23 protein-coding genes and 1 pseudogene are annotated in these 24066 nt (G+C 39.9%); 12 read left to right on the top strand and 12 right to left on the bottom strand.

Annotation, left to right across the window (positions count from 1 at the left end):
• Positions 1-4 precede the first annotated feature (4 nt).
• The 5 genes and pseudogenes from AC3KZC_RS10150 to AC3KZC_RS10130 all read left to right on the top strand — a co-directional run bounded on the left by AC3KZC_RS10150 (position 5) and on the right by AC3KZC_RS10130 (position 6325).
• A complete protein-coding gene (locus AC3KZC_RS10150) occupies positions 5-286 on the top strand; it encodes a YeaC family protein (RefSeq protein ID WP_490580395.1) in 282 nt (93 codons plus the stop codon).
• Positions 276-2981, top strand: coding sequence for a DUF349 domain-containing protein (locus AC3KZC_RS10145; protein WP_490580396.1), 2706 nt, complete (start codon positions 276-278; stop codon positions 2979-2981). The genes AC3KZC_RS10150 and AC3KZC_RS10145 overlap by 11 nt, the downstream gene beginning before the upstream one ends.
• A 687-nt stretch (positions 2982-3668) precedes the next feature.
• Positions 3669-3788, top strand: a pseudogene (locus AC3KZC_RS10140) (transposase); the annotation flags it as partial.
• 297 nt (positions 3789-4085) lie between these two features.
• Complete coding sequence (locus AC3KZC_RS10135) at positions 4086-4481, top strand: hypothetical protein (RefSeq protein ID WP_490580397.1); 396 nt, start codon at positions 4086-4088, stop codon at positions 4479-4481.
• Between the two features lie 323 nt (positions 4482-4804).
• A complete protein-coding gene (locus tag AC3KZC_RS10130; RefSeq protein WP_518525888.1) occupies positions 4805-6325 on the top strand; it encodes an ISNCY family transposase in 1521 nt (506 codons plus the stop codon).
• 162 nt (positions 6326-6487) lie between these two features.
• On the opposite strand, the gene AC3KZC_RS10125 is transcribed toward AC3KZC_RS10130, so the two are convergent.
• On the bottom strand, positions 6488-7261 hold the full coding sequence (locus AC3KZC_RS10125) for a hypothetical protein (protein ID WP_490580462.1): 774 nt from the start codon (positions 7259-7261) through the stop codon (positions 6488-6490).
• Between the two features lie 213 nt (positions 7262-7474).
• Between AC3KZC_RS10125 and AC3KZC_RS10120 the strand changes: the two genes are divergently transcribed.
• Together AC3KZC_RS10120 and AC3KZC_RS10115 are read left to right on the top strand one after the other, a co-directional pair.
• Positions 7475-8631, top strand: a protein-coding gene (locus tag AC3KZC_RS10120; protein WP_518525887.1) for an IS3 family transposase whose coding sequence is annotated in 2 segments (ribosomal slippage) — positions 7475-7721 and positions 7721-8631 — 1158 coding nt in all. Because the reading frame shifts where the segments join, the coding sequence is not laid out codon by codon here.
• A 9-nt stretch (positions 8632-8640) separates the two neighbouring features.
• Positions 8641-9171 carry a hypothetical protein gene (locus AC3KZC_RS10115; RefSeq protein WP_490578660.1) on the top strand — a complete coding sequence of 177 codons (531 nt, stop codon included), beginning with the start codon at positions 8641-8643 and terminating at the stop codon, positions 9169-9171.
• A 167-nt stretch (positions 9172-9338) separates the two neighbouring features.
• Here AC3KZC_RS10115 and AC3KZC_RS10110 read toward each other — a convergent pair whose 3' ends face one another.
• Entirely contained in the window at positions 9339-10628 is a 1290-nt protein-coding gene (locus tag AC3KZC_RS10110; RefSeq protein WP_490578661.1) for an anti-phage deoxyguanosine triphosphatase, read from the bottom strand.
• A gap of 129 nt (positions 10629-10757) precedes the next feature.
• Between AC3KZC_RS10110 and AC3KZC_RS10105 the strand changes: the two genes are divergently transcribed.
• The 4 genes from AC3KZC_RS10105 to ttcA all read left to right on the top strand — a co-directional run bounded on the left by AC3KZC_RS10105 (position 10758) and on the right by ttcA (position 14142).
• A complete protein-coding gene (locus AC3KZC_RS10105) occupies positions 10758-11357 on the top strand; it encodes a hypothetical protein (RefSeq protein WP_490578662.1) in 600 nt (199 codons plus the stop codon).
• A gap of 129 nt (positions 11358-11486) precedes the next feature.
• On the top strand, positions 11487-12308 hold the full coding sequence (locus AC3KZC_RS10100) for a glucosaminidase domain-containing protein (protein ID WP_490578663.1): 822 nt from the start codon (positions 11487-11489) through the stop codon (positions 12306-12308).
• Entirely contained in the window at positions 12301-12960 is a 660-nt protein-coding gene (locus AC3KZC_RS10095; protein WP_490578664.1) for a DUF2987 domain-containing protein, read from the top strand. Before AC3KZC_RS10100 ends, AC3KZC_RS10095 begins: the two co-directional genes overlap by 8 nt.
• A 288-nt stretch (positions 12961-13248) precedes the next feature.
• Positions 13249-14142 (top strand): tRNA 2-thiocytidine(32) synthetase TtcA, encoded by an 894-nt coding sequence (gene ttcA / locus AC3KZC_RS10090; RefSeq protein ID WP_490578665.1) that lies wholly within the window; start codon positions 13249-13251, stop codon positions 14140-14142.
• 187 nt (positions 14143-14329) lie between these two features.
• Here ttcA and uspE read toward each other — a convergent pair whose 3' ends face one another.
• From uspE to ccoN, 10 genes are all read right to left on the bottom strand, one after another.
• Positions 14330-15256: a universal stress protein UspE gene (gene uspE, locus AC3KZC_RS10085; protein ID WP_490578666.1), complete on the bottom strand. Its 927-nt coding sequence runs from the start codon at positions 15254-15256 to the stop codon at positions 14330-14332.
• A gap of 89 nt (positions 15257-15345) precedes the next feature.
• Positions 15346-16080, bottom strand: a complete 735-nt coding sequence (locus AC3KZC_RS10080; protein ID WP_490578667.1) for an FNR family transcription factor — start codon at positions 16078-16080, stop codon at positions 15346-15348.
• A 35-nt stretch (positions 16081-16115) separates the two neighbouring features.
• Entirely contained in the window at positions 16116-16790 is a 675-nt protein-coding gene (locus AC3KZC_RS10075; protein WP_490578668.1) for a sulfite exporter TauE/SafE family protein, read from the bottom strand.
• Complete coding sequence (gene ccoS / locus AC3KZC_RS10070; RefSeq protein WP_490578669.1) at positions 16783-16950, bottom strand: cbb3-type cytochrome oxidase assembly protein CcoS; 168 nt, start codon at positions 16948-16950, stop codon at positions 16783-16785. The genes AC3KZC_RS10075 and ccoS overlap by 8 nt, the downstream gene beginning before the upstream one ends.
• Entirely contained in the window at positions 16947-19352 is a 2406-nt protein-coding gene (locus AC3KZC_RS10065; protein ID WP_490578670.1) for a heavy metal translocating P-type ATPase, read from the bottom strand. Before AC3KZC_RS10065 ends, ccoS begins: the two co-directional genes overlap by 4 nt.
• Positions 19353-19355: 3 nt before the next feature.
• Positions 19356-19847, bottom strand: a complete 492-nt coding sequence (locus AC3KZC_RS10060) for a FixH family protein (RefSeq protein WP_490578671.1) — start codon at positions 19845-19847, stop codon at positions 19356-19358.
• 93 nt (positions 19848-19940) lie between these two features.
• Positions 19941-20906 carry a cytochrome-c oxidase, cbb3-type subunit III gene (gene ccoP / locus AC3KZC_RS10055; protein ID WP_490578672.1) on the bottom strand — a complete coding sequence of 322 codons (966 nt, stop codon included), beginning with the start codon at positions 20904-20906 and terminating at the stop codon, positions 19941-19943.
• Complete coding sequence (locus AC3KZC_RS10050) at positions 20903-21088, bottom strand: cbb3-type cytochrome oxidase subunit 3 (protein WP_490578673.1); 186 nt, start codon at positions 21086-21088, stop codon at positions 20903-20905. The genes ccoP and AC3KZC_RS10050 overlap by 4 nt, the downstream gene beginning before the upstream one ends.
• 5 nt (positions 21089-21093) lie before the next feature.
• Positions 21094-21714 (bottom strand): cytochrome-c oxidase, cbb3-type subunit II, encoded by a 621-nt coding sequence (gene ccoO / locus AC3KZC_RS10045; RefSeq protein ID WP_490578674.1) that lies wholly within the window; start codon positions 21712-21714, stop codon positions 21094-21096.
• Between the two features lie 11 nt (positions 21715-21725).
• Positions 21726-23159 carry a cytochrome-c oxidase, cbb3-type subunit I gene (gene ccoN / locus AC3KZC_RS10040; RefSeq protein WP_490578675.1) on the bottom strand — a complete coding sequence of 478 codons (1434 nt, stop codon included), beginning with the start codon at positions 23157-23159 and terminating at the stop codon, positions 21726-21728.
• A 317-nt stretch (positions 23160-23476) separates the two neighbouring features.
• On the opposite strand from ccoN, the gene AC3KZC_RS10035 reads away from it, so the two are divergent.
• A complete protein-coding gene (locus AC3KZC_RS10035) occupies positions 23477-23914 on the top strand; it encodes a hypothetical protein (protein WP_490578676.1) in 438 nt (145 codons plus the stop codon).
• Positions 23915-24066 lie beyond the last annotated feature (152 nt).

The raw sequence follows: 24066 nt of genomic DNA, 5'->3' as shown, positions 1-24066 counted from the left end.
ACTCATGAACATAGAACACTTGGTTAATAATATAACGCCACAACTGTATGAGCGTTTGCAATATGGTGCAGCAACCGGAAAATGGCCTGATGGTACAGTATTAGAGCCTGCGCAGCGTGAACAAACCATTCAATTAGTCATGCTTTATCAGGCAAAAGTAGAAAAATCTCAGCAACAATTTACCGTCGGTGCTGATGGCCACATAGTACAAAAGTCAAAGCAAGAATTAAAACGTGAATTTGCCAATAACACTGACATAGCAAGGTTTAGCCAAAATGATATTTAAAACCCTTTTTACGCCAAAGTGGAAGCATCCAAAATTAGCCACGCGCTTAATTGCGGTTGACAAGCTTGATTGCTCTCAAGCCAAAGATCATCAAATTTTAAATCAACTGGCCTTTTCAGATGAGTCAGTAGAAGTGCGCCGCAAAGCCCTCACCAAGCTCAATGACATTAAAGTCTGGTGGCAAGCCTTCAAAGAAGAGCAAGAGCATTCAATAAAAGAAATGGCTGAAAAACAAGTCATGAATGCAGTACTAACGCAAAATGACTCGTTGCCAGCTCAATGTCGTACTGATTACATCGATCGCTGTGGTAAAGTGCAAGTACTTGAAAAGTTAGCGTTAAATGATACTGACAATGCACTTCGATTAAAACTATTAAAACGTTTGGCCAAAGCAAGCCTCATTGAAACAGCCTTTAATGAGGCCGATGAAGCATTCCAATTACAGCTGATGGAATTAATCGAACAGTACTCACTGTTACGTACGGTCAAAAATAAAGCGCAAGGTCAAGCGGCTACTCTAATAGAAAGTAAATTAGAGGCACAAAAATTAGCCAAAGAAATGCCGCCTAAAGTAGAAAAAGAAGTACAGCTGATTTTGGCTAAGCTTAATGCATTACGTGAAAAAAATGATTATTTAGCAGTAAAAGCCGATGCAATTGCTCTCTATGAAGCGTGGAACATCCTTGACTTACAGTGGTTAGCCACGGATCAAAAAGAAGCATTTAAAGAAAAATTTCGCCTACTTGAAGCCAAGTTAGAGCAAAAAATTGCCTCGCTTGCAGCCATATTCCAGCAAGAGCAGCAACGCATAGAACAAGAAAACGAAATTAAAGCGCAGCATGCAGCACTTAACGATGCATTAGCGCAACTAGAAGCAAAAGTAGAAACTGCAATGGCAGAGCTGTCGCCAGAGCAGCTAGACGAATTACAACAAATGCAAAACAATTGCGATGCGTTGTTAAAAATCACCCCAGCAGTTTCAGATGAGGTACAACAACGTTATCAGAGTTGTGCAAAAAAAGTGGCATTATTACCACAGGTCATTTCGGCGGTTACAGCAATCAACCAACAATTAAACGCATTTTCTGCGTTGATACCGCCTACAACTCAAAGCGAACTAGAAGTAGCAGAACTTGCTTTTAACCAATGGCAAAGTGAAGCCAAAAAGCAGATCAACGCGTTACCAAAAGAGTTTATTGCCAATTACCGCAAGCCATTTAATGGCCTTGTTAAACAATGGCAAGCTCAGGTTGCGCCAATTAGCCAAGAATTAGTGCAACTGCAAGCACAGTGCCATAAAAAACTGAAAGATTTAAAACGTCTTATTAATCAAGGTCGTTTTAATGTTGCTTTTGGTGTCTTTAAAGGAATGGATCAACTGTACCAAGGCTTATTACCATCGTATCAAGACTCGTTACAAAAAGAATATCAGCAAATTGAAGAGCAATTAGCAAACGCGAAAGACTGGCAACAATATGTTGGCGAGCCAAAACGCGAAGCCCTAATTGAAGAGCTAAAAGTATTTGTACAAACCCAATGTACCGATCCAAAGGCCCGTGCCGAACAAGTCAAAAAATTCCGCAGCCAATGGAATGAATTGGGTAAAGTAATTTCAGAGCAAGACAAACAAAATGGCGAAATTTTTAATCAGCTAGTAGAAGCCGCCTTCGTTCCTTGTCGTGAATATTTTGCAGAGCAAGAAGCTGTTCGTGCAAAAAATATCATTGAACGAGAAGCCATTATCGGAAAAATGCAAGCATTGCACAGCCAACTTGAAAGCACAGACTTTGATTTAAAAGCTCTCGAAAGTGAATTTAACAAGTTAACTAAAGCATGGCGCAGCGCTGGTAGTGTAGAAACCAAAGCATTTAAGCAGTTGCTAGAAAGTTATAAAGTGGCTGAACGCCCCATTACGACTGCCATCCGTACCATGCATCGTACGCATGCAGAATTAAAAGCGCAGCTCGTTGCTCAAGCAAAATTGTTAGTTGAAAGCGATGATGTTTTTTCTGCGACTAACGAAATCAAAGAATTACAAAAGAAATGGAAAACAATTGGTTTTGCGGGTAACAAACAAGAGCCTGAATTATGGCAGCGTTTTAGAGCATATAACGATGAGCTTTTTGCTAAGCGTGACACCTATAAATCCGAGCAGGATGAGCGTAATGCAGCGTTACACACTCAATGGTCAAATGAGATTGCACAGTTAAGTGATGCATTTAATGATATCGCACAAAACAAAGCGCAATTAATAGAGTTACAACAAAAACTTGCTATTTTCGCAGCACCCGTGAGTGCCGATGCAAAAAAAGTCCAAGAAGGTATCAAAACGCTCAATCAACAAATAGCGCAAGCAATTAGCCTGATTAATACAAAGCAAGAAAGTGAAAACTACCATGCTTTATTTGCAGCCCTTGAGCAAAATAAAGCACTAGAAGAGCGTTGGAATAAAAAGGTCAACACACATTTAACGCGTGAGCAGATATTGGTTCGTATGGAGATTTTATCTCAAGTACCAAGTGCAATAGCACAGGAAACATTACGCATGAGCGAACAAGTCGCCATGTTAAATGAGCGTATGTCGGGCCAAGAGTTGGATAAAGATCAACTATTACTGTTATGGGTAAACCAAGGCGAGTTGACTGATGCTGATCGTGAGCAATTGACAGTGTTAAAGGCGCTGTATATCGCTTAAATAGTTATCGAGTGCATATATTTGATGATATGTTCTTACTGACTCGTATTTATACAGACGTGTGGTGATAGATAATAAAAAATCAGGCTAACGGCCTGATTTTTTTATTGCTTAAAACAAGGCGTCTATTTCTTATTATAATCTCCCGTTTTCACTTCATCAGGGCATTCAGCTTGCTTTCGAAGATGATGAAAACTCGGTCGTTGTTGGGTTGGTCGGGCTTTAGCCCGACAGCTGTTTCAAATCATTAGTTGTAGTTTAATAAATAAACGATTTCATGTGTAAAACTACTTTTCAAAGTTGCATTTTTGTCGCGCTGGTTTGGGCAGCCAAAAACAGATTTGGTAGGTGCAAGCCTGCTTGCGAAGACGAGCGCAGCTCGGCAGGTTTTTCTTTAAGATAAATCAATTTATTAAGCCAAAGGCAAAAAGCAAGGCACGACCCCATATATCAGCGAATGAACACACCGTGAGTTTTCAATACCGTGATTAACCTGAGCTTTGGTTAAGAGATTTACTAACGTATTGATATTGAATTGGTAAATGTTTTTTCAAGTCTGTAGCCGGAAACTTTTAAGGATAACAAGGCGAATTTACGCGTCAATAGCTGGCCTATTGTAAGTAAATTCAACGCGGTTAGCGTTGAAAGTAGCCGCTGGAGATAAATTTATTATCCAGAGCTCAGGTTGATTATGCAGATAACAACCGCGATAAAGTGATGACACTGAGCTGCGATGAATTTTTACGGCGCTACTTACAGCATGTATTACCCAAAGGATTTATGCGTATTCGTTACTATGGATTTGTTGAAGTGTTCAGGTAAGGTGACGCTGTACCCACGAAAAATAAGATTGCCTCAGCGCTAAAAATTAGGTGTAATGGAGACGTGAAAATGGCAGAGCCATGCAGGGAAGGCTAAGAAAACACCGTTAATCTGATAAAGTAAGCGTGATGTAGCCTACATCACGAAAAGCAAATTCCCATAGCATAAACAATACCCACTCAAACACCGAGCAGGTAGCGGCTTAGTCCAACAAGCGATTATGCAACACAAACAGCGTGTCGCATAAATACTAAAATGTTATACGTTCCTAGGTTATAAAGTGTGAGTAAAATTTTAATAACAGAGCCTTATGATTCTTATGACCCAGCTATTAAAGAAGCTTATTTTATTGCATCTGAAATAGCAAAGAGCGGTGATGGAGTTATAGATATTGTAATACCAACATTGGACTCTAATTTGATAAATTTCTTAGGCATTAAGACAGCTCAAATATTACGAAGTAAAAGAGCCTGTATTTTTAATGGAATCAAGCTTAATTTACTTAGTTGTGAAACAGCTAGAAGAATTTATGAATCCAGTTGCTTATTAGTTTTATGTGTTCCAGATAATTTCACTAACAGTCTATTAAATATAGATTTTAAAAAGTGTATTGTGGTTCCTAGGCATAACCGTAACACCGGTACTTGGAAAAATTTTCAGCAATCATTCAACGTATAACAAGAGACTAAACCAAAGGATGCAAAACAGCAGGCTTGCGCTCCTTCCTCGCTATTTTAGCCTGCTATTTCGCGCCGGTTAGGCAAGCGTTACCAATGTACATGGCACATATGGGGCTATCAGATTTGATTAAGTCCTATTGTTTCAATCTGACAGATCAAGTTAAGACTTATTCACATAGTTTTGTTAACACCAAGCAACTTTGTCGTATCTTAATTACCAAGCGATTCTGTCGTACTCGCTAATTACCAAGGGAATTTGTCGGTCACTTTTTATGTGTCTGTTAGTGTTTTGCTTTTGAAATACTAAAAGGCATGTTGAGGATGATTGTGATGGATTCTAAAGCTCAACTCACTGTTGATATTATTGCTAAAGTAATAGAAAGCAGAATAACAATTGGCAATGCAGCTAAGTTACTTAGCAAGTCTCGACGTACCATTGAACGCTACGTCAAACAATACCAACAAGTCGGTATTCAATTTGCCATTCATGGTAATCGTGGTAAAGCCCCGCCAAACAAAACTCCGGTATCAATTAAGAAAACCGTACAGGCTTTGATTAAAGAAAAGTATTTCGATTTGAACTTGCTTCATTTAGCTGAGCAGTTATCAATCAATGAGAACATCGTTGTTAAGCGTGAAACATTGCGCGGTTGGGCGCATGATATCCATCATGTTAAACGGGCTAAACGCAGGCGCAGCAATGTTAGAAAACGCAGGGAGCGGATGGAAGCACCGGGATTAATGATGCAAATGGATGGTAGCCCTCATCGTTGGTTCGGTGATAAAAAGCACTGTTTAATTATCATGATTGACGATGCTACCAGTGAAGTGCATGGCGAGTTTTTTCCATCTGAAACTACCGCTGGTTGCTTGAAGGTAATGCGAGAATGCATTGAAATGAAAGGCGTATTTAAAACCCTTTATGTTGACAGGGCGGGTATATTCGGCGGCCCAAAGCGTTGTAACTTCTCTCAAATGCAACGCGCCTGTGAAGAGTTAGGTATTGAAATTATCTTTGCTAATTCACCACAAGGTAAGGGGCGTGTAGAACGAGCATTTGATACCTTCCAAGACCGCCTTGTGCCGGAGTTAAGGTTAAATAATATCAATGATATTGCAGGGGCCAATGCATACCTTAAACACGTCTTTATTCCTCTGTATTGGCAACCTAAAATCCAAGTGAAATCGAAACAATGCTCTGAGTTCACTCCATTGTCCAAGCACACCAACCTAGACGATATCTGCGTCATCAAAGACCAGCGTAAAATACGTAATGACCATACCTTCAGCTATGACAACAAGTTTTACTTGATTGATTCACCGCTCAAGCACTCGATTGCCAATCAAAAAATAGAAATTAGAAAAACGAGCAAGAAAGAGTTTACTGCTCACTTCGCTGGACGGCAGCTTAAAATATCAGAGGTAAACGAACCAAGTAAACTTGCATCAGAAGACTTGGCTGTACAGAAAAAACTTGAAGTATTAGCACTAATTGAAAAGCTGGGGAGCGTCAGTGCAGCCTCACGTCAAAGTGGCGTATCGCGAGATACTATTCACCGTCACCTAAGATTGGTTCAGCAAGGTGGGCCTGATGCTTTAAAACGGCAAGAGACTCCAAACCTGCGACATAAAAATTGTGTAGATAAAGCGATAGAAGATGCCGTTGTGCAATTCTCAGTTGAGTATCCGCACCTTGGCCAACAGAAAGCCGCAATGAAGCTGACAGAGGCACTTGGTGTTGAGATTAGTGCGGGCGGTGTGCGCAGCATGTGGCTCAGAAATAACTTGAACACCACCACTCTGAGAATTGAACGATCACAAGCGCTACAGGAAACCGCATAAACATAAACTGTAGCCAGTTTAATCACTGGCTGATATGCTATTTACGACAAAGTCGCTCGGTAATTAAACCGACATAATCCCTTGGTAATCACACTTATTCACATAGTTTTGTTCACATAGTTACTACTATAAATTAACTGGCCACTACAGTCCTCTTTCTACCTAATTACACCGTGATTTGTCATAAAACTGTACCCTACCTATATATTTGTCAGCATACCTAGCCACATCGTATTTTCGATAAGTTTTTTGATCTAAAACCCCCCCACCAAGGGTTTGTTTAAGTGTATAGTTGTTAATTGTAGTTTTTACTTTGTCCCCTACAAAATCTTCTACAACTGCTTCAAATGTTATTATGAATGACTCTTTTATTGATGCCTTAAATAATGTATCCGCAATCATATTCCCTGATGATGTTTTACTGTCCCACACCTCTCTGTGGTATATAAAGTTACCAATATTGCAATTACCAAGGCTATAAAATTTTGCTAGCTCTTCCTTTCTAATCTTTTCAGCTTCAGCTTCAGCCTTAGCTCTCTGTAGCTCTAACTTTCCTTTATCTAATAAATCATTTTCATAAGGCGTCAATTGCTCTGACAATCCTATGGCTACTTTTAACTGTATTACTTCTAATTGTTTATTCTTTCGTGTAGACAAATACATGGATACTAACTCTGAATTATCTTTTGCTTGGCTAGTTCGATATTTTCTTAAAAACCTTAACTCTTCATCATCAGACTCAAAAGCTTCGACATAATCTAACTTATTAAAACTCCCAAGCGGTTTAAATATCGAATCTCTATAACTAACTTGTTTGCTGATTTTACTATATGAAAGTTTTTTCTTTTCAAGGTTTGCACTATTTTGAATTTTACTAAGTTGTTCAAGTTCATATTCAAGCAGTGCGATTTGATGCTTTAGTTTTTCAACAGCCAATGCGCTCTTGCTATCACTCGTTAATATTTTTATTTTTAGTTTTTCTATTTCGGAAATAGGGGCTTCGTTAATATCTGATGTTATTTTTCGTGAGGTTGAATTACGGCTTCCTATAAAAGGAATTAGCTTTTGTTTAGAGGACGGTAACGGATGTTGTGGTTGAATTAGCAGGACACTTTAATAAAGGAATATAATGCCATTATTGAGGTGAATATGACTAAACGAATAAATAAGCAGTATCCAAACGATTTTAAACAAGAAGCAGTGGCTTTGGTGCTTGAGCAAGGTTACACAATAGTTCAAGCAGCCGCTTCTTTAGGTATCACAGATAAAATCCTTTACAGCTGGGTTTCTAAACACAAAAAGCAGGCACAAGGTGATACCTTATCTGTCGATGAACGCACCGAACTTATGCTGTTACGCAAAGAGAATAAACGCTTATTAATGGAGCGTGAAATCCTAAAAAAGGCCAGCGCCTTCTTTGCGAAAGAAATGAAGTAAGGTACTCATTTATCAAGACTCTTGTGTCGAAATATCCTACTTCGATGGCGTGCAAAGTGATGCAGGTCAGTACATCAGCGTATTACGTTTGGCTTAAAAGTCCTGGTGAGCTTATCACTGCCGATACACTCGCATTGTTTCGTCGAGCTAAAGCATTATTCAAGGCCAGTCGAAACAGCCTAGGTAGTCGAGAGTTAGCTAAAGCGCTACGCAAAGAAGGGTTTAGTATCACACGTTATCGCACCATTAAGTTAATGGCGCGACTGAAGCTGCATGTGACGCAACGTCTGGCTTATAAGGTCACCACAAAGCGTAAGTACAGTGAGAGTGTGGCTGACAATTTGCTTAATATGAATTTTAATCCTGTGGGGCCAAACCAAGTTTGGGCAGGTGATGTGAGCTATCTTAAAACAGGCGAAGGTTGGCTGTATCTCGCAGTGGTAATGGATTTGTATTCTCGCAGAATCGTCGGCTGGAACATATCTAAGCGAATGACGCGAAGCTTAGTGGAGAAAGCATTTTTAAAGGCTTACAACTTGCGCAAACCACCTAAAGGCTTGGTATTTCATAGCGATAGAGGTTCGCAATATACCAGTAAAGGTTATCGACGTTTATTAAAACAATTGGGCTGTCGAGCAAGTATGGGTGATGTGGGAGCATGTTGGGACAATGCTGTTGTAGAGCGATTTTTTGGTAGTTTAAAGCATGACTGGTTGTTAAAAGTACCACAGCCAACCCGTCAACATATGCGTGATGATGTGGCGGAATATATGAAATATTACAATGTAGAACGACTGCATTCGGCAAATGCTGATCAGTCACCGATAGATTTTGAAATCTCTTTTAGAAAAGTGTCCGGTTGGAGTTGACCAGAACACGTGAAGCAGTTCGGTGAAAATGAGAGAGGATTAAAGCTCACAAGTAATGAATTATTAGCAAATGAAATTGGGGCTACAATAGTTTATTCGATGGAGTATTACCGAGATAAATATTTTGGGCGAAAAAATCATTTAACAACTCATCATGTACCAGCAGCAGTAACATATAAAACACGTTATGGGTATTTAGCAGGAGATTCACGAGGTGAATTCGGTGGCGAACTTGTTTTTGTCGATAACTCAGGCTTAGTCCAATTAATACAGGATATGAATGTAGAGGATATCTACGAATTTAAATTTGGTTATGTTGTAACCGAAGGTTTAAGTCATATGTCCAGCAACAATGGAATGCTCTACCTTGTAACGTTCTTGAATAAAAAACCACATTTATCTAAATTGTTCGGTTTAATCGGTGCACCAGAAAGTAGTTTAAAACTTGTGAACGGCGACTTATTAATTAATTCCCGAGAAGGGAGCCAAATATTAAAAAGTGATGGTTCTTTAGTAAGGGTGTCGTGTAAAAGCAGCTAACAAGGCTCAAGTTCACCCACTTGATTGCTGTTTCAATTAACGGTTGGCTGTCTCGCGTGAGTATTGCCAACTGTACTTTATGTTATTTATTGAGCATCGGACTTAAATAATTATTTCATTTTGGTGATAACAAAGCCTGCAGGGGTAAACTAGCAGGCTTTGTTGTTTTAAGGTGCACAAAAAAGCCGTTGATGGGTTTTATAGGCGTATTCATCGGTCATGCCGGCAATGTAATCACAAATAATGCGGTGGCCTTGATTGGCATTTAATTGTGCTTGGCGCCATTTGGCTTGGGTGCTGCGTGGGAGTAGTCGTTCAGGGTCACTAGCGAAGGCACCAAATAAATCAATAATTAGCTTTTGCCCTTTAAATTCAATTTGTTGCATTTCTGGTTTGCGAATAACAGTTTGATAAACAAACGATTTTAAACTGGATAAAAAATCATTTAGCCCATCCGGTAATAAGACATTGTGTTTGAGTAAAGGCGATTCAAATGGTGTTTCTAGGGTCTGTAATTGCGCTTGGGTAATAAACAAGTTAACTAACTCACCAATGGCGTCTTTGCGTATGGCTTGTTGGCGCGAAAACAAGCTGGTGCTAATGCGGGTTAAGTTTGTTTTTAGCCAAGGGTGGTCGTTGTCTTTTAGTTTCGCCATCGCAATATCGTGCCAAAGGTGCTCGGTGACTGTGCCTGTGGCAATGGCATCTTCTAAGTCATGTACGGCATAAGCAATATCATCGGCCAACTCCATAATCGAGCAGTCTAAGGATTTATACTGTGTTTTGTGGCGATATTGGTCATGCATTTTAAACGTCTGTAAACACTGTTGGTCGGCTTGACTCAATGCGCTGAGCAACCAAGTTAAAACATCAGCATCATCTTGATAAATCCCTTTTGCCGGTAGCCAGTCGGCGGATTTGATAAAAGCTGCATGGGGGTCAAAACTTGGTTGGCTGTGCCAAAGTGTATTTATTAACTGTGGGTATTTAATAAAGCCAAGTAAGGTTCGGCGCGTTAAATTCATGCCGTAGCCATCGGTATACGGTTCAAGTTTTGAAACAATACGTAAAGTTTGGCCGTTACCTTCAAATCCGCCGTGGTCACGCATCATAAAATTAAGTGCGATTTCGCCGCCGTGACCGAAAGGAGGGTGGCCAATGTCGTGGGCTAAACATAAGGTTTCGATTAAACTGCGACACGGTAAAAATGCGGGTTTAGTTTTTTTACTGCGTAGCTGCCCTAAAATGCCACTACCAATTTGTGCGACTTCTAGTGAATGGGTGAGGCGAGTGCGATAGAAGTCGTCGACACCGATGCCCATTATTTGAGTTTTTGCTTGTAAACGACGAAATGCGGCAGCGTGGATAATCCGCCCTCGATCTTTTTGGTAGGCGGTTCGTTGATCATCAGGGCGTAATTTAATTTCATTACAGCGTCGTTGTGTCCAATGATCCATTTACTCTTCCTTATTATCCCAGTGTTTGTTGTTACACATTTTGCAACAACTGTGTCTGTGGTATTCATCTGTTTTAAATGCAATTGGTATAGAATTTATCAGATAGGTAGCTTGAATTATAGGTGAAAAATGGCATTTCCATTATTACTCTTAGGGGGCTTGCTCGGCAGTGTGGCTCTGAATGAGGAGCACAAGCGCTATTTGCGTGATCAAGACCGTGCTCGTTGCTTATTAACATCGTCAGCGTCTTTTTCAGCTCAATTGTCTGACACGGTAATAGGGCGCTGGCCAAGTGACAGTGTTCCAAGTCCATTGAGTCATGAGTTAGTGCCTGGCGCATTGGTGTGTTGTAGCGTTTATGAGGCGTTTGACCATGTTGGATTGGTAATTGATAGCCATACAATTATTGAGATGCATGGCAGTGGGCTGATCCGAGCCGTTTCGCCCGAGCGTTTTTTAGCAAAACGAAGTGGTGAGCACATATTTATTGCCTGCGATAGGCAAGGGCACGCATTAATATTTGAACACGCAGTACAAGATGCGGTTAATGATGTATTCAGTTTCTGTGATTATGATGCTCTGAACCAAAATTGCTATCGACAAACATGGAAGTGGATTGCGGGTATTGATAAGCCCATTGAATCGTTTTTAAAGTTCAATCAGTGTATTGCGACAAAAATTGACCAGCCAATATATTGGGATCTTGGCAAGATAGCGCTCTGTAAATAGCCCTGTTAGCAATTTTGGTTTGTTGCTGTATAATGTACCGCCTGTTGCAGGAGGCAGCGGTTTATTCTACGAGAGAAGTGGCGATTTTAATGCTTTCTTTTAGTCTTTTAAACAATTGAGGAACACCGTATGCTTAAAAGCGTATTGCGGCTATTAGCGATCTCTTTTACCCTATACTGTATTGTATATCCATTTATTAATCAGCAAGTTAAAGAAGAACCAGAGGTTGTTATTGAGCCTGAAGCTGTTGATGAAGAAGTGGTCGTTGTTGAAGAAATGCCCAGACATGATGTGATACTGCCTGACTTTGCCAGTATCCCAGATATAAAACAAAAGAAAATGGAGTTTTTTTCGTTTATCCGCCCTCATGTTGTCGCTGAAAATAAGCGAATTAGCCATCAGAGAGCGCAACTTGAAATAGCAAAAATGATGCTGGAATTTGGTGATGTGTTATCAGATCAACAGCGTCGTAATATAGGGTTAATCTTTAAAGAATATAAAATTAAGCAGCCTGTCATTGACAATGCGAGTATTAACGCAGCGTTAAAGCGGGTTGATATTGTGCCAGAAGAGTTAGTATTAATGCAGGCGGCAAATGAGTCGGCATGGGGCACGTCGCGTTTTGCACGTATAGGATTAAACTTTTTTGGCCAGTGGTGTTACACAGAAGGTTGCGGCATGGTGCCTTTAAATCGTAATTTAGATGCTGAACATGAAGTGGCTGTTTATGAATCTGTATCGCATGCTGTTGCGGCGTATTTTCGTAATATTAATACGAACAGAGCATACAGAGAACTTCGTGAAATTCGCTCTGTACAGCGCGAACAAGAAGAAGAGCCTTCAGCAGCGGCTTTAGCTAAAGGATTATTAGCCTACTCTGAGCGTGGTGATCATTATGTTGAGGAAATCAGAGACATGATCCTTGCTAATGAGGAGTTTTTTAGTGAATAAGCTGTATGCAGGATTATTAACGAGTGCATTTGTACTAAGTCATCCGCTGTATGCGACAGAGTTTGCTGTTTCATACGATGGCTTTTACGATCGAATGAAAGTCGTTAATAAAGGTGATTACTTGGTGGCCAAAGTCGGCTTTTATTTAGTGGATGCAACAACACCCACGCAGCCGTGCGTCATTGACTCGGGCAAGATTGTAACCGAACAATATGAGCAACCACTTAGTTTTACTGATAAAGGGCAGTTATTATTACCTTTTGAAACGCAGCTCGATAAAGATAAAGCGGTGATTGTAGTACAGCATTCTGATGCCCAGCAATGCCAACTGCAAATGCAAATTGAGGCAGTCGAAGACTATAGCCAAACGCTTACAAAAAAACAGTTATTTAATACTCATCAAGAGCTTGAAAATTTAATGGATGACTTGTCAGGCTTTTTAATGAGTAAAGTTTTTTCTTTTTTAATGCCAAAGATGACGGGTATTACAGTTGAATTTACTGACGTAACAGAGGTAGTCAGTGATAAAGCGAATTGGCAATGTGCAAAAAACCGCTGTTTTACTCAAGTAGATGCGAGCTGGGAAACACAAAAAGAAGCCGTTCTTTTTTCGAATGCGCCTTTTAGAATTCTCCCATACCTTGAAAAATAATGAGTTTTAAATAGTCTCAGTGTGCAACATCACTGAGACTATTTAATTTACTCGATGGTGCACTGACTCAAACGTTTTAGATACAATGTACAACCGACTAGTTTAGTGGATGATTCAAAGCCTTCGGTTTAATTTTTTAAAAAGGCCTAGTCAGACTTAATCTTATACTCACTTCTCATTATTATATGTAGTTGAATATTTCAACTGCACAAAAAGATCCGTATAATCCACGCCGAACTTTTTATTTATGATACAACCGCCGACATACTGGCTGTGCGAGCAAACTCAATGAATCAAACCGACACCCGAAAAGAGACTCTTGAATTTAACAAACTGCAAAAGCGTCTCAGAAGAAATGTAGGTAATGCTATTTCTGACTACAACATGATAGAAGATGGTGATGTGGTAATGGCGTGCATTAGTGGGGGAAAGGATTCTTTTGCAATGCTTGATATTTTGTTGCAACTGCAAAAAGCAGCTCCAATTAAATTTGAGGTTATTGCTGTTAATCTTGATCAGAAGCAGCCTGGTTTTCCTGAGCACATTCTGCCAGATTATTTCGATACTTTGGACATTCCATATTACATCGTTGATAAAGATACTTATTCAGTTGTAAAAGAGAAGATCCCAGAAGGTAAAACTACCTGTGGACTTTGCTCTCGCTTGCGACGTGGCACATTATATTCATTTGCTGAGAAAATCGGCGCAACTAAGCTTGCTCTTGGTCACCATTTAGACGATATCGTAGAAACAATGTTTTTAAATATGTTTCATGGTTCAAGACTAAAAGCGATGCCACCAAAATTACGCTCAGATGATGGCCGTAATGTAGTGATACGCCCTTTATCTTATTGTCGTGAAACAGATCTTATCGCTTATGCAGAGCATAAAAACTTCCCCATAATTCCGTGTAATTTGTGTGGTTCACAAGAAAATTTACAACGTCAATCAATTAAAGGTATGTTAATTGAATGGGATAAAAAAACGCCCGGTCGAGTCGAGAGTATTTTTAAGTCAATACAAAATGTTAGCCCTAGTCAATTAGCAGATAGGGCGTTATTTGACTTTGTTAATTTACCATTAGTTCGGGAAGGCGAACGTGAAAGTTATGAGTTTAGCGAGGCGACGGTTTCTTCGACAAATATTAATGAAGCACTTTATATTGATGTCACCAATATTTAAGTTGTGAAATAAAAATAAACGAGCGTTGTGTTTATTAATAAGTAAAGGCTGGGAAAACCAGCCTTTACTTTTTCTGAAGTTCAAAGCCCTCATGTCGTTCAATAGCGTTAATCAACACCTTTTTTTACTTTAATCTACAGTCGCTAAGCTCAAAAAAGCCGCAAAAAAATTGAATAGTATATTGCGCTTATTTATCTAAAGGGCTGATATAGCCATCGGGCTTGAGTGCTAATACATCACAATTTAAATTATCGATGACATGCTCTGCAGTATTGCCCATTAAAGCTGCGCTTAATCCTGTGCGGCCAACAGTACCAATCACGACAAGTTCAGCATCGAGCTGACGTGCTACAACGGGGATTACATCTTCAGGTAAACCTTCTTTAACATGACAGCGATTAGTTGCAATCTGATATTGCTCAGCAAGTGCTTGGGTGCATTTAATGTGGTGTTTATTGACCGAGCTATTAAATTCAGCAACATTGAACTCTGGGATTTCGATAGCAATGTTAATGGGTGTGCCAGCAAATGAATTAACAAGATGAACATCAGCTTGGGCAAGTTGACCAATAAATTGGGCATCTTTAATGATTTTATGATTTAACCCTTGATGTGCTTTGTCTTCACAAGTTGAGTGTACGGCTGCTAAAATTGATCCTTTTATTTGCCATGCATGTTCTTTGACAAGGAGCACAGGGCAAGGGCATTTACGAATAAGATGCCAATCGGTAGGGGTAAAGAGGATTGATTTTAACGTGTCGTGCTGATGGGTGCCTTTAACGATTATATCGTAGCTATCTTCAAGCACGGTTTTGATCATTGCTTCAAAAGGGCGATTATGCCAAACAACTTTGTAACTAATATCAAGATCGTTGACATAAGGGGCAATGAGCTCTTTAATCCAGTTTTCTCGAGATTTGATCACAGCGTCACGCATCATATCTCGCTCATCAAGTGATAACATAGTCGTCATTTCATACGAGAAATCGTAAACAGACAAAAACGCGGTTATTGCGGCACCGGATTTACGCGCAAGCTCAAATGAGCGAAGTAAGCCTTTTTGTTGTTCTTTACTTGGGTCGATGACAGCAAGTATTTTTTTGATAGCATCCATAAATTAAACCTTACACTTAAGAGGTGATGCTTAAGTGTAAGCGAATATGGATTAAATAGCAGACTTAACTCGGGGTAATTTGTGCTAGATCAAGGTTTAATTGCAGCTAAAGTATCAAGTTCTGTACTGTCTAAAATGGTAATTAACTTACCTTCAACTTTGATAACATTTTGTTTTTGAAAGCGACTTAGTAGTCGACTGATCGTTTCAACTGTTAATCCTAGGTAATTGCCGATTTCACCACGAGTCATCGTTAAGCGAAACTCTTTTTTAGAAAAACCACGCTCACCAAAGCGACGCGCTAAATTAGCTAAAAAAGCAGCAAGACGTTCTTCTGCGGTTTTTTTGTTTAAAAGCAAAAGCATTTCTTGGTCGTAGTTAATCTCGCTGCTCATCATGCGCATTACTTGCTGGCGCAGCTTGGGCAATTTCCCTGATAAATCATCTAAAGTATGATACGGAATTTCACACACCATGGCTGTTTCCATTGCTTGGGCATAGCTTTGGTGTTGCATTTTATGGATTGCATCAAAACCAACGATGTCACCGGCTAAATGAAAGCCAGTAATTTGTTCTTCGCCTAGTTCTGAAAGGGTGTAGGATTTGAAAGAACCAGAACGTACAGCAAAAATAGATTTTAATGGCGCTGATGCTTCGAACAAAAAATCACCTTTATGAAGCGGCTTTTTACGCTCGATGATTTCGTCAAGTTTGTCCATCTCATCATTATTGAGCGTAAATGGGATACAGAGCTGGCTAATGCTACAGTCGTTACAACTAATCGTACATTGAGATTTTGCAGCAAGTTTGTTTTTAAATTCCATTGATTATCCATACACAACTGGGAATAGTTAATAGCTTAATGCAGTGAATTACGTACCGCAATAGTTAAAAGGTATAAACCATAAAATACTAAAAAGTTGCCCATAATCAAACGAACTATCTGATTATTAAGCCATTTTGTTATAGATTGTGCGGTCAGGCCAAGTGCTAACATGGCTGGGGCAGTGCCAAGAGCAAAGCACGCCATAAACGCAGCCCCTTTGAATGCAGAGTCGGCTGTCATTGCCCAAGTCAGCGCAGAATAAACTAAACCACAGGGTAACCACCCCCATAAAGCACCATAACCGAGTGCTTTAAATTTTGAATCAAGAGGCATTACAAACCGATTTAATTTGACCACAAATTGCCAAATCGCAATTTTACCCAATGATTCAAGCCAATTTAATGTGGCCACAAGGCGCATTACATACAATCCAACCAAAATCATAAAGATTGCACTGATAAACGCAAGTATTTGCGATATAAGAATGGATTGGCTAGCAAATGTGGCGCTAATGCCTGCTACTAGCGCGCCGGCTAAGCTATAACTTAGCAGGCGTCCAAGGTTATAAAGTAGGGTGTATGTGCGAGCATGTTGTTTGTTTTTTACTGCCAGTTGTAATGATGACGCAACACCACCACACATGGCAACACAATGGCCACTGCCAGCTAAACCCATAAAAAAAGCACTTAAGAGTAAGGGATCAATCATTACTTTTTTTATGCTGCTCTTTGTCATCTTCAAACAAAATACTATGAGCTTGTTTGTCTAAGTTAGAAAATTGTTCGCTTTTCACAGCCCAAAAGAAAATCCCTAGCGCAATGATCACTAATAAAATGGCAATAGGAATTAATATAAAGATGATACTCATATTTTTAACAACCTAAGAGAGTTGGTGATCACGATAATGGAGCTTGCTGACATGCCAATAGCAGCAGCCCAAGGTGGTACAAGACCCATCGCGGCAAGAGGTAAAACAGAACCATTATAAAATAAAGATAATGCGAGGTTTTGTTTGATAATTCTGCGTGTTTTAAGGCTAATTTGATGCAGTTGTTTAAGTGCACTTAAATCTGAATTAAGTAAAACTACATCAGCTGTATTTTTAGAAATGTCAGCACCGCTGGCCATTGCGATTGATAAATGAGCACTGTTAAATACAGGGCTGTCATTCACACCATCTCCGACCATTGCAACAACGTGCTTGTTCGCGCGAAGTTGTTCAACATACGTTTGTTTATCGCTGGGTGTACAACCAGTTTTGAGTTGTACAATATTAAGTTGCTCTGCGAGTTTTACGCCTGCATTTGATGAATCACCGGTTAGAATGTGGCTACTGATTTTTTGCTCATCACAATAACGGATAAGTTCACTTGCATGATCGCGCACTTTGTCACTGAGTTCAAATGCGGCAACAGCCTTTTTATTTATAAAAAGAACTACTTGGCAAGGTGTATCGACAGTATCAAACCACCCATTTTGACCAATAGCGATTTCATTCTCTAAATAATTAGCACTGACCCCTAACCCGGTATGAATTTGAATGTCGCTTAAATCTGACGGGCTAATGACAACGTGATTATCTCGATTTGATTGAATAAATGCTTTAGCGATCGGGTGCTCAGAATGTAATTCAAGCACATGCGCAAGGGCGAATAAATGTTCATGTTCAAATTGATGTGCGCCTGTTTGCTCATAAAAATGACTGCGAACAATCGTGAAGCGACCTTCAGTTAACGTACCTGTTTTATCAAACGCAATGGTATCAATTTTAGTGAGAGTTTCTAATACGTGCGCTTTTTTTATCAAAACCCCTTTTTGTGTTAAGTTTGCTACCGAGCAGGTTAACGCTGTCGGTACAGAGAGGCTCAAAGCACAAGGGCAGGTTGCAACAAGCACAGCAATGGTGATCCAAAAAGCATGGCTTGGGTCAATGTTGTACCACATTGCCGCAGTGATTGACGCAAATACAAGCAAGGTTGCAACAAACCATTGCGCCACTTTATCGGTGACTTCGGCAATTTTAGGTCGGCTTGCTAATGCTTGGTGCTGTAACGTTACAATTTGGTTGAGTAACGTATTTTGGCCAATTTGGTTGATTTTAACAGTAATCACACCGTCGTGATTAATCGTACCTGCAAACACTTGATCAGATTCATGCTTAGCAACCGCTTGATGCTCTCCAGTCATCATTGATTCATCGACTGTCGTACGGCCTTTAATGACAATACCATCAGCAGGAACTGTTTCACCGGGCTTGATTAAAATTAGGTCATCAAGTTTTAACTTTTTAGCGGCAATGATAGTTTCTTCGCCATTATCATTGGCTAAACGGGCGGTAATGGGCAGTAGTTTTTGTAAGTTTGCGGTAAATTCGGTCGCTTTTAATCGCGCTCTAAATTCGAGGTATTTACCTAGTAACAGTAAAAAGGTAAACATACAAATTGATTCGAAATACACTTCGCCAGTTTCGAAAAATGTTGCCCAACTACTGGCGGCATACGCACCAAAAATAGCAAGGGAAACAGGCAAGTCCATATTAAGTTGGCGAGCTTGTAATCCGCGAATGGCATTCGTTAAAAATGGCATAGCAGAATAAAGGATAACAGGGGTGGCTAGGGTGAAACTTATCCAGCGAAAATATTGCTCAAAGTCATCATCCATGCCTGAAAACATACCAAAGTACATGGCAAAGGCAAACATCATGACTTGCATGGTCATTAACCCTGCCACACCTAAGCGTCGTATGTATGACTTAGCAACCTGTTTTTTTTGTAGTTCTTCTTCGTCAGCTTGAAAGGGGTAGGCTTGGTAACCTATTTTAGCCAGTGATTCAATGATTTGGCTTAACTTTAAGCTTGGGCGGTGCCAATAAATCAGGGCTCGATGGGTCGACGTATTAACATCAACACGTAGCACACCTTTTAAGGCTAGTAATTGTTTTTCAATTAACCAGGCACAGGCTGCGCAGCTTATACCCTCTATACTGAGCAGTAATTCGGCATTATTGTCATCACCTCGGATAAAATCGGCTTGTATGTCGTCATCATCATAACTTTTGAACATCGCAAGTTGTTCAGGAATAAGTTCTTTTACTTTACCCGCCGCTTCAGTTCGAAATTTATAATAATCAGTCATGCCACCTTGAATAATAGCTTCTGCCACGGCTTGACAGCCAAGACAGCAGACAGAATGCTGTTGGTTATTAAATTCGATACTTTGTTTGAAGCCGAGGGGAATAGGCTCAAGACAATGAAAACACACATCACTCATAGTTTATTTATATTCCGGAGTAATTTTAAAAGGACTGGTCGATGGTAGGGCAACATTTTCTTTCAGTTTCCAGCTTTGATCCATCGGTTCAATAAAAATGGTGTAACGTTGTTGCGTTAAATGTTCTGAAAAACCACTAAACTGGCCGTTTGCATTTTTGGTTAGCACCATGTCAAAATCATTTTCTTTTTGAGTTGGATGATAAAACGATAGCTTGAGGGCGGTTACATTGCTGTCATCGCCTTTAGTAAATTCAAACTTCACGTTATCGGCATCAATGGTTAAGTCACCATGTAAATACAATGCTTTGGCTTTTTGAAATTTGCTTAATTCAAGGTTAATGGCCTTACCTTGTTTGTAATAGTCATCAACCACCATATCTGGGCCTTTTTGCACAGAAAAAATGATAAAAAAGATACAAGTAACGACAGTGATAGCAGGAATAGCAAGAATGAACCACGGCCAAAATTGTTTATACCAAGGAAGAGTTTGCATAATTGATTCTATAAGAGATTAAGTGGGTGTATTTTACTGGAAGTTGAATTAAAAACCTAAGAAAAAGCCCCCGAGGAGGGGGCTTTTTGACAATTACTTGTCTAAAGACAAACTATATACATATGCAGAGATAATATGAACTTTATCTTCGCCTAAGGTGTCTTTAAAGGCTGGCATTTGTCCTGCACGGCCATTAATAAGTGTTTCTTCAACAGCACGTTGAGAACCACCATATAACCAAATGTTGTCAGTTAAGTTTGGTGCACCAAAAGGAAGGTTATGGGCAACTGAGCCTTTACCATCCACGCCATGACATGCTGAACACATAGCGAATTTCGCTTGGCCTGCATCGGCGTCTTTTTGGTTTACTTTACGTCCTGATAAGCTCAACACATAAGCCGTCATTTCTTTAATACCTTGGTCACCAAGAGCGGGTCCCCAACCTGGCATTGCAGCGATACGACCATGTAACAGCGTTTCTTTGATTTTATCTGGTGTGCCACCATATAACCAATCTTTGTCTGTTAAGTTTGGAAAGCCGTGAGCGCCACGCGCATCTGAACCATGACACTGAGAACAGTTTTGCGCAAATAAACGCTGACCGATTTCAAGTGCTTGTTCATCTTGCGCTAAGTCAATGATGTCACGTTTAGCAAATGATTCAAATAGCGGACCAAAACGCTCGTCTGCACGTTGAATTTCTGCATCAAGTTGTACCGTTTCACCTGCAGCTTGAGCATCTAAAGACGCTTGTTTTGATTCGGCCAAAGACTTAACGCCTTGGTTCGAACTTGTCCATTTTGCTAAACCTTCCCAGTTACCTAAACCTGGGTATGCAGCAAGGTAGTAAACAGCCCAAATAAACGTAGCGAAGAACATATATGTCCACCACTTCGGTAACGGGTTGTTAATTTCTTCGATGCCGTCAAACTCATGACCACATGACTCGCCTTCTTCAACGCCTGCATAGTTTTTTAAGTTCCAAACTAATAGGCCAAAGCAGATTGCAAGACATGCTAAGGTTAATACGACGACCCATATACTCCAAAAGCTAGTCATTTCTCAGACTCCTTTTCCTGATCACTAACTGTATTGCGGTGCATTTTTTCATCATCAAAAATAGCGTTTGCTGCGTCATCAAAACGACGCTTGCTACGTTTGCTGTATGCCCACAACACAATCACAATAAAAAGTACCAATAATACCAGAGTGAAAATGCCTCTGAACGTTCCGTAATCCATAATAATTACTTCAAGTGAGTGCCAAGTTGCTGAAGGTACGCAATTAAGGCTTGCATTTCAGTTTTGCCTTTCACTGCGGCTTCTGCACCGGCGATATCCTCATCCGTATATGGCACACCAAAGCCTTGAAACACTTCTAGTTTCTTAGCGATTAGTTTGCCATCCAGTACATTTTTATCTAACCAAGGGTAGGCTGGCATGTTCGACTCAGGAACCACTGAACGCGGATCCATAAGGTGAGCATGATGCCAATCATCCGAGTAACGCTTACCTACACGTGCTAAATCAGGACCAGTACGTTTTGAACCCCACTGAAATGGGTGATCCCATACTGATTCACCAGCAACAGAGTAATGGCCATAACGTTCCACTTCGTCACGGAATGGGCGGATCATTTGTGAGTGACAGTTGTAACAACCTTCACGTACATAAATGTCACGACCTTCCATTTCAAGCGCCGTTAAAGGGCGTAAGCCATCAATCGGTTTAGTGGTATCGTCTTGGAACATTAACGGTGTAATCTCAACTAACGCACCAAAGCTGATAGCAAAGACAACTAAAATAGCCATCAGGCCAACGTTCTTTTCAACGATTTCATGTTTGTTTTGTGATTTTTTTTCGCTCATACCCTAACCCCTTATGCTGGTTGAACTTCAGCGTCAGCTTGAAGTGAACCTTTTGTGGCTGTGACTGTGCGATACGTGTTGTAAAGCATAATAAACATACCAACAACGATGAACACACCACCAATAAAGCGCATTAAGTAGAAAGGCTTAGAAGCTTCTAACGATTGTACAAAGCTGTACATTAACGTACCGTCAGAATTCACTGCACGCCACATTAGACCTTGCATAACACCTGAAATCCACATAGCAACGATATATAAAACAACCCCTACAGTGTGTAACCAGAAATGGGTGTTAATAAGTTTAACGCTGTACATACGAGATTGTGCAAACAAGTTTGGAATTAAGTGATACACAGCACCAATTGATACCATGGCAACCCAACCTAACGCACCTGAATGAACGTGACCAACAGTCCAATCTGTATAATGCGACAATGCATTTACTGATTTAATTGCCATCATTGGGCCTTCAAACGTCGACATACCGTAGAAAGATAATGAAACAACTAAGAAACGAAGCACAGGATCATTACGAAGTTTATGCCATGCACCTGATAACGTCATGATACCGTTGATCATACCGCCCCAAGAAGGCACAAATAAGATAACCGACATCACCATACCTAAAGACTGAGTCCAGTCAGGTAACGCAGTGTAATGTAGATGGTGAGGGCCAGCCCAAATATAGAGTGAAATCAATGCCCAGAAATGAACAACTGATAAGCGATAAGAATATACCGGACGACCTGCTTGTTTCGGTACAAAATAATACATCATACCTAAGAAGCCCGCAGTCAGTAAGAAACCTACTGCATTGTGACCGTACCACCATTGAACCATTGCATCTACAGCGCCTGCATAAATCGAATACGACTTAGTCATTGAAACTGGAACAGCCATACTGTTAACAATGTGAAGTACAGCAACGGTAATGATGAAACCACCATAGAACCAGTTTGCTACATAAATATGCGATACTTTACGCTTGATTAATGTGCCGAAGAAAACAACAGCATATGATACCCATACGACAGTAATTAATAAATCGATAGGCCATTCTAGCTCAGCGTATTCTTTACCGCTGGTATAACCAAGTGGTAGTGTGATTGCGGCTAAAAGAATAACCAGCTGCCAACCCCAAAAGGTGAAAGCCGCAAGTTTGTCAGAGAAAAGACGCGTTTGACAAGTACGTTGAACCACGTAATACGACGTGGCAAATAATGCACTTGTACCAAATGCGAATATAACAGCGTTCGTGTGTAACGGACGCAGTCGAGAGTAAGTTAACCATGGTGTATCAAAGTTCAATGCTGGCCAGTATAACTGGGCAGCAATCAGAACCCCAACACCCATACCAACGATACCCCAAATCACAGTCATAATTGTGAATTGGCGAACAACTTTGTAGTTGTATTCAGTTTGAGATGCTACTGTTTGGCTCATTTTCCAGCTTCCGCTGCAATATAAATTGCATTAAGAAATGAATTTCCCATTCAATTAAGAACGGGGCCTGCTTATTTTCAACAAGTTTGTTACCTAAAAAGTTCAAAGTCCTTTGAACATTCCAGAAAAGAAACTCGAGAAACCCTTATTTTTGCGCGGAAATAATAAAATTTTTAGTCAAAAAAAGATAGCGCAATTGGCTAAAATTATGACTTCAATCAAATTATTCCCTATATGTAGGTTTATTTTTCATCAATATTAGTTGTTTTAAATATCTCGCTTTATAATCGTGACGTTTTTTCTTAGGAGCTTTTGAGTTGCGTTTATTTTTTGTTTGCCTTTTAATCTTATTGTTGTGCGCTGCATGCACTCCTGAACTGAGTCAGCCGCTTGAGCAGACGAACTGTCAAATAAATAAACCCTGTAACTATAGTGATGGAATTTCCATCTCGCTAGGCTCAGAAACGGTTGAACCTGAAACGCCATTTACAATCACATTAAAAGCCCCGCAAAATCAAAAAATTATTAAAGCTAAATTAGAAGGTGTAGATATGTATATGGGAACAATCCCAGTTTTTTTTACAGAGCAACCTAAAGGAATTTGGCAGGCCCAGGTAATGGTTGGAGCGTGCTCATTATCGTTAATGCAATGGCGTCTTATGGTGGAGTTACAACCTGCAGAATCAGCAAATACAAGCGACAAGAATGAAAATTTCGCTATTTATTATTCAATTTATGTGTCTCGTAATATTTAATACTAATCGTAATAAATAACTGATCACCCTAGCTTGTTAAAACACTCGATAACTTCGTTATATTTTTTGATTGTAGAATAACTACTTATCGAAAAAATCAGCCTTGTTCTCAAGCGTTTTTCCTACGCTATTTTTGATCACTTACTTATCGT

Source organism: Pseudoalteromonas sp. J2K-J031 (genome assembly GCF_058197095.2).
The sequence above is the reverse complement of the archived record's forward strand: the minus strand, read 5'-3'. Positions and strand labels throughout refer to the sequence as shown.

Excerpts from the sequence above, each read along its gene's own strand:
- AC3KZC_RS10150 (WP_490580395.1), top strand. The coding sequence starts at position 5 with ATGAACATAGAACACTTGGTTAATAATATAACGCCACAACTGTATGAG.
- AC3KZC_RS10145 (WP_490580396.1), top strand. The coding sequence starts at position 276 with ATGATATTTAAAACCCTTTTTACGCCAAAGTGGAAGCATCCAAAATTA.
- AC3KZC_RS10130 (WP_518525888.1), top strand. The coding sequence starts at position 4,805 with ATGATTGTGATGGATTCTAAAGCTCAACTCACTGTTGATATTATTGCT.
- AC3KZC_RS10110 (WP_490578661.1), bottom strand. The coding sequence starts at position 10,628 with ATGGATCATTGGACACAACGACGCTGTAATGAAATTAAATTACGCCCT.
- AC3KZC_RS10105 (WP_490578662.1), top strand. The coding sequence starts at position 10,758 with ATGGCATTTCCATTATTACTCTTAGGGGGCTTGCTCGGCAGTGTGGCT.
- AC3KZC_RS10100 (WP_490578663.1), top strand. The coding sequence starts at position 11,487 with ATGCTTAAAAGCGTATTGCGGCTATTAGCGATCTCTTTTACCCTATAC.
- ttcA (WP_490578665.1), top strand. The coding sequence starts at position 13,249 with ATGAATCAAACCGACACCCGAAAAGAGACTCTTGAATTTAACAAACTG.
- uspE (WP_490578666.1), bottom strand. The coding sequence starts at position 15,256 with ATGGATGCTATCAAAAAAATACTTGCTGTCATCGACCCAAGTAAAGAA.
- AC3KZC_RS10080 (WP_490578667.1), bottom strand. The coding sequence starts at position 16,080 with ATGGAATTTAAAAACAAACTTGCTGCAAAATCTCAATGTACGATTAGT.
- AC3KZC_RS10075 (WP_490578668.1), bottom strand. The coding sequence starts at position 16,790 with ATGATTGATCCCTTACTCTTAAGTGCTTTTTTTATGGGTTTAGCTGGC.
- ccoS (WP_490578669.1), bottom strand. The coding sequence starts at position 16,950 with ATGAGTATCATCTTTATATTAATTCCTATTGCCATTTTATTAGTGATC.
- AC3KZC_RS10065 (WP_490578670.1), bottom strand. The coding sequence starts at position 19,352 with ATGAGTGATGTGTGTTTTCATTGTCTTGAGCCTATTCCCCTCGGCTTC.
- AC3KZC_RS10060 (WP_490578671.1), bottom strand. The coding sequence starts at position 19,847 with ATGCAAACTCTTCCTTGGTATAAACAATTTTGGCCGTGGTTCATTCTT.
- ccoP (WP_490578672.1), bottom strand. The coding sequence starts at position 20,906 with ATGACTAGCTTTTGGAGTATATGGGTCGTCGTATTAACCTTAGCATGT.
- AC3KZC_RS10050 (WP_490578673.1), bottom strand. The coding sequence starts at position 21,088 with ATGGATTACGGAACGTTCAGAGGCATTTTCACTCTGGTATTATTGGTA.
- ccoO (WP_490578674.1), bottom strand. The coding sequence starts at position 21,714 with ATGAGCGAAAAAAAATCACAAAACAAACATGAAATCGTTGAAAAGAAC.
- ccoN (WP_490578675.1), bottom strand. The coding sequence starts at position 23,159 with ATGAGCCAAACAGTAGCATCTCAAACTGAATACAACTACAAAGTTGTT.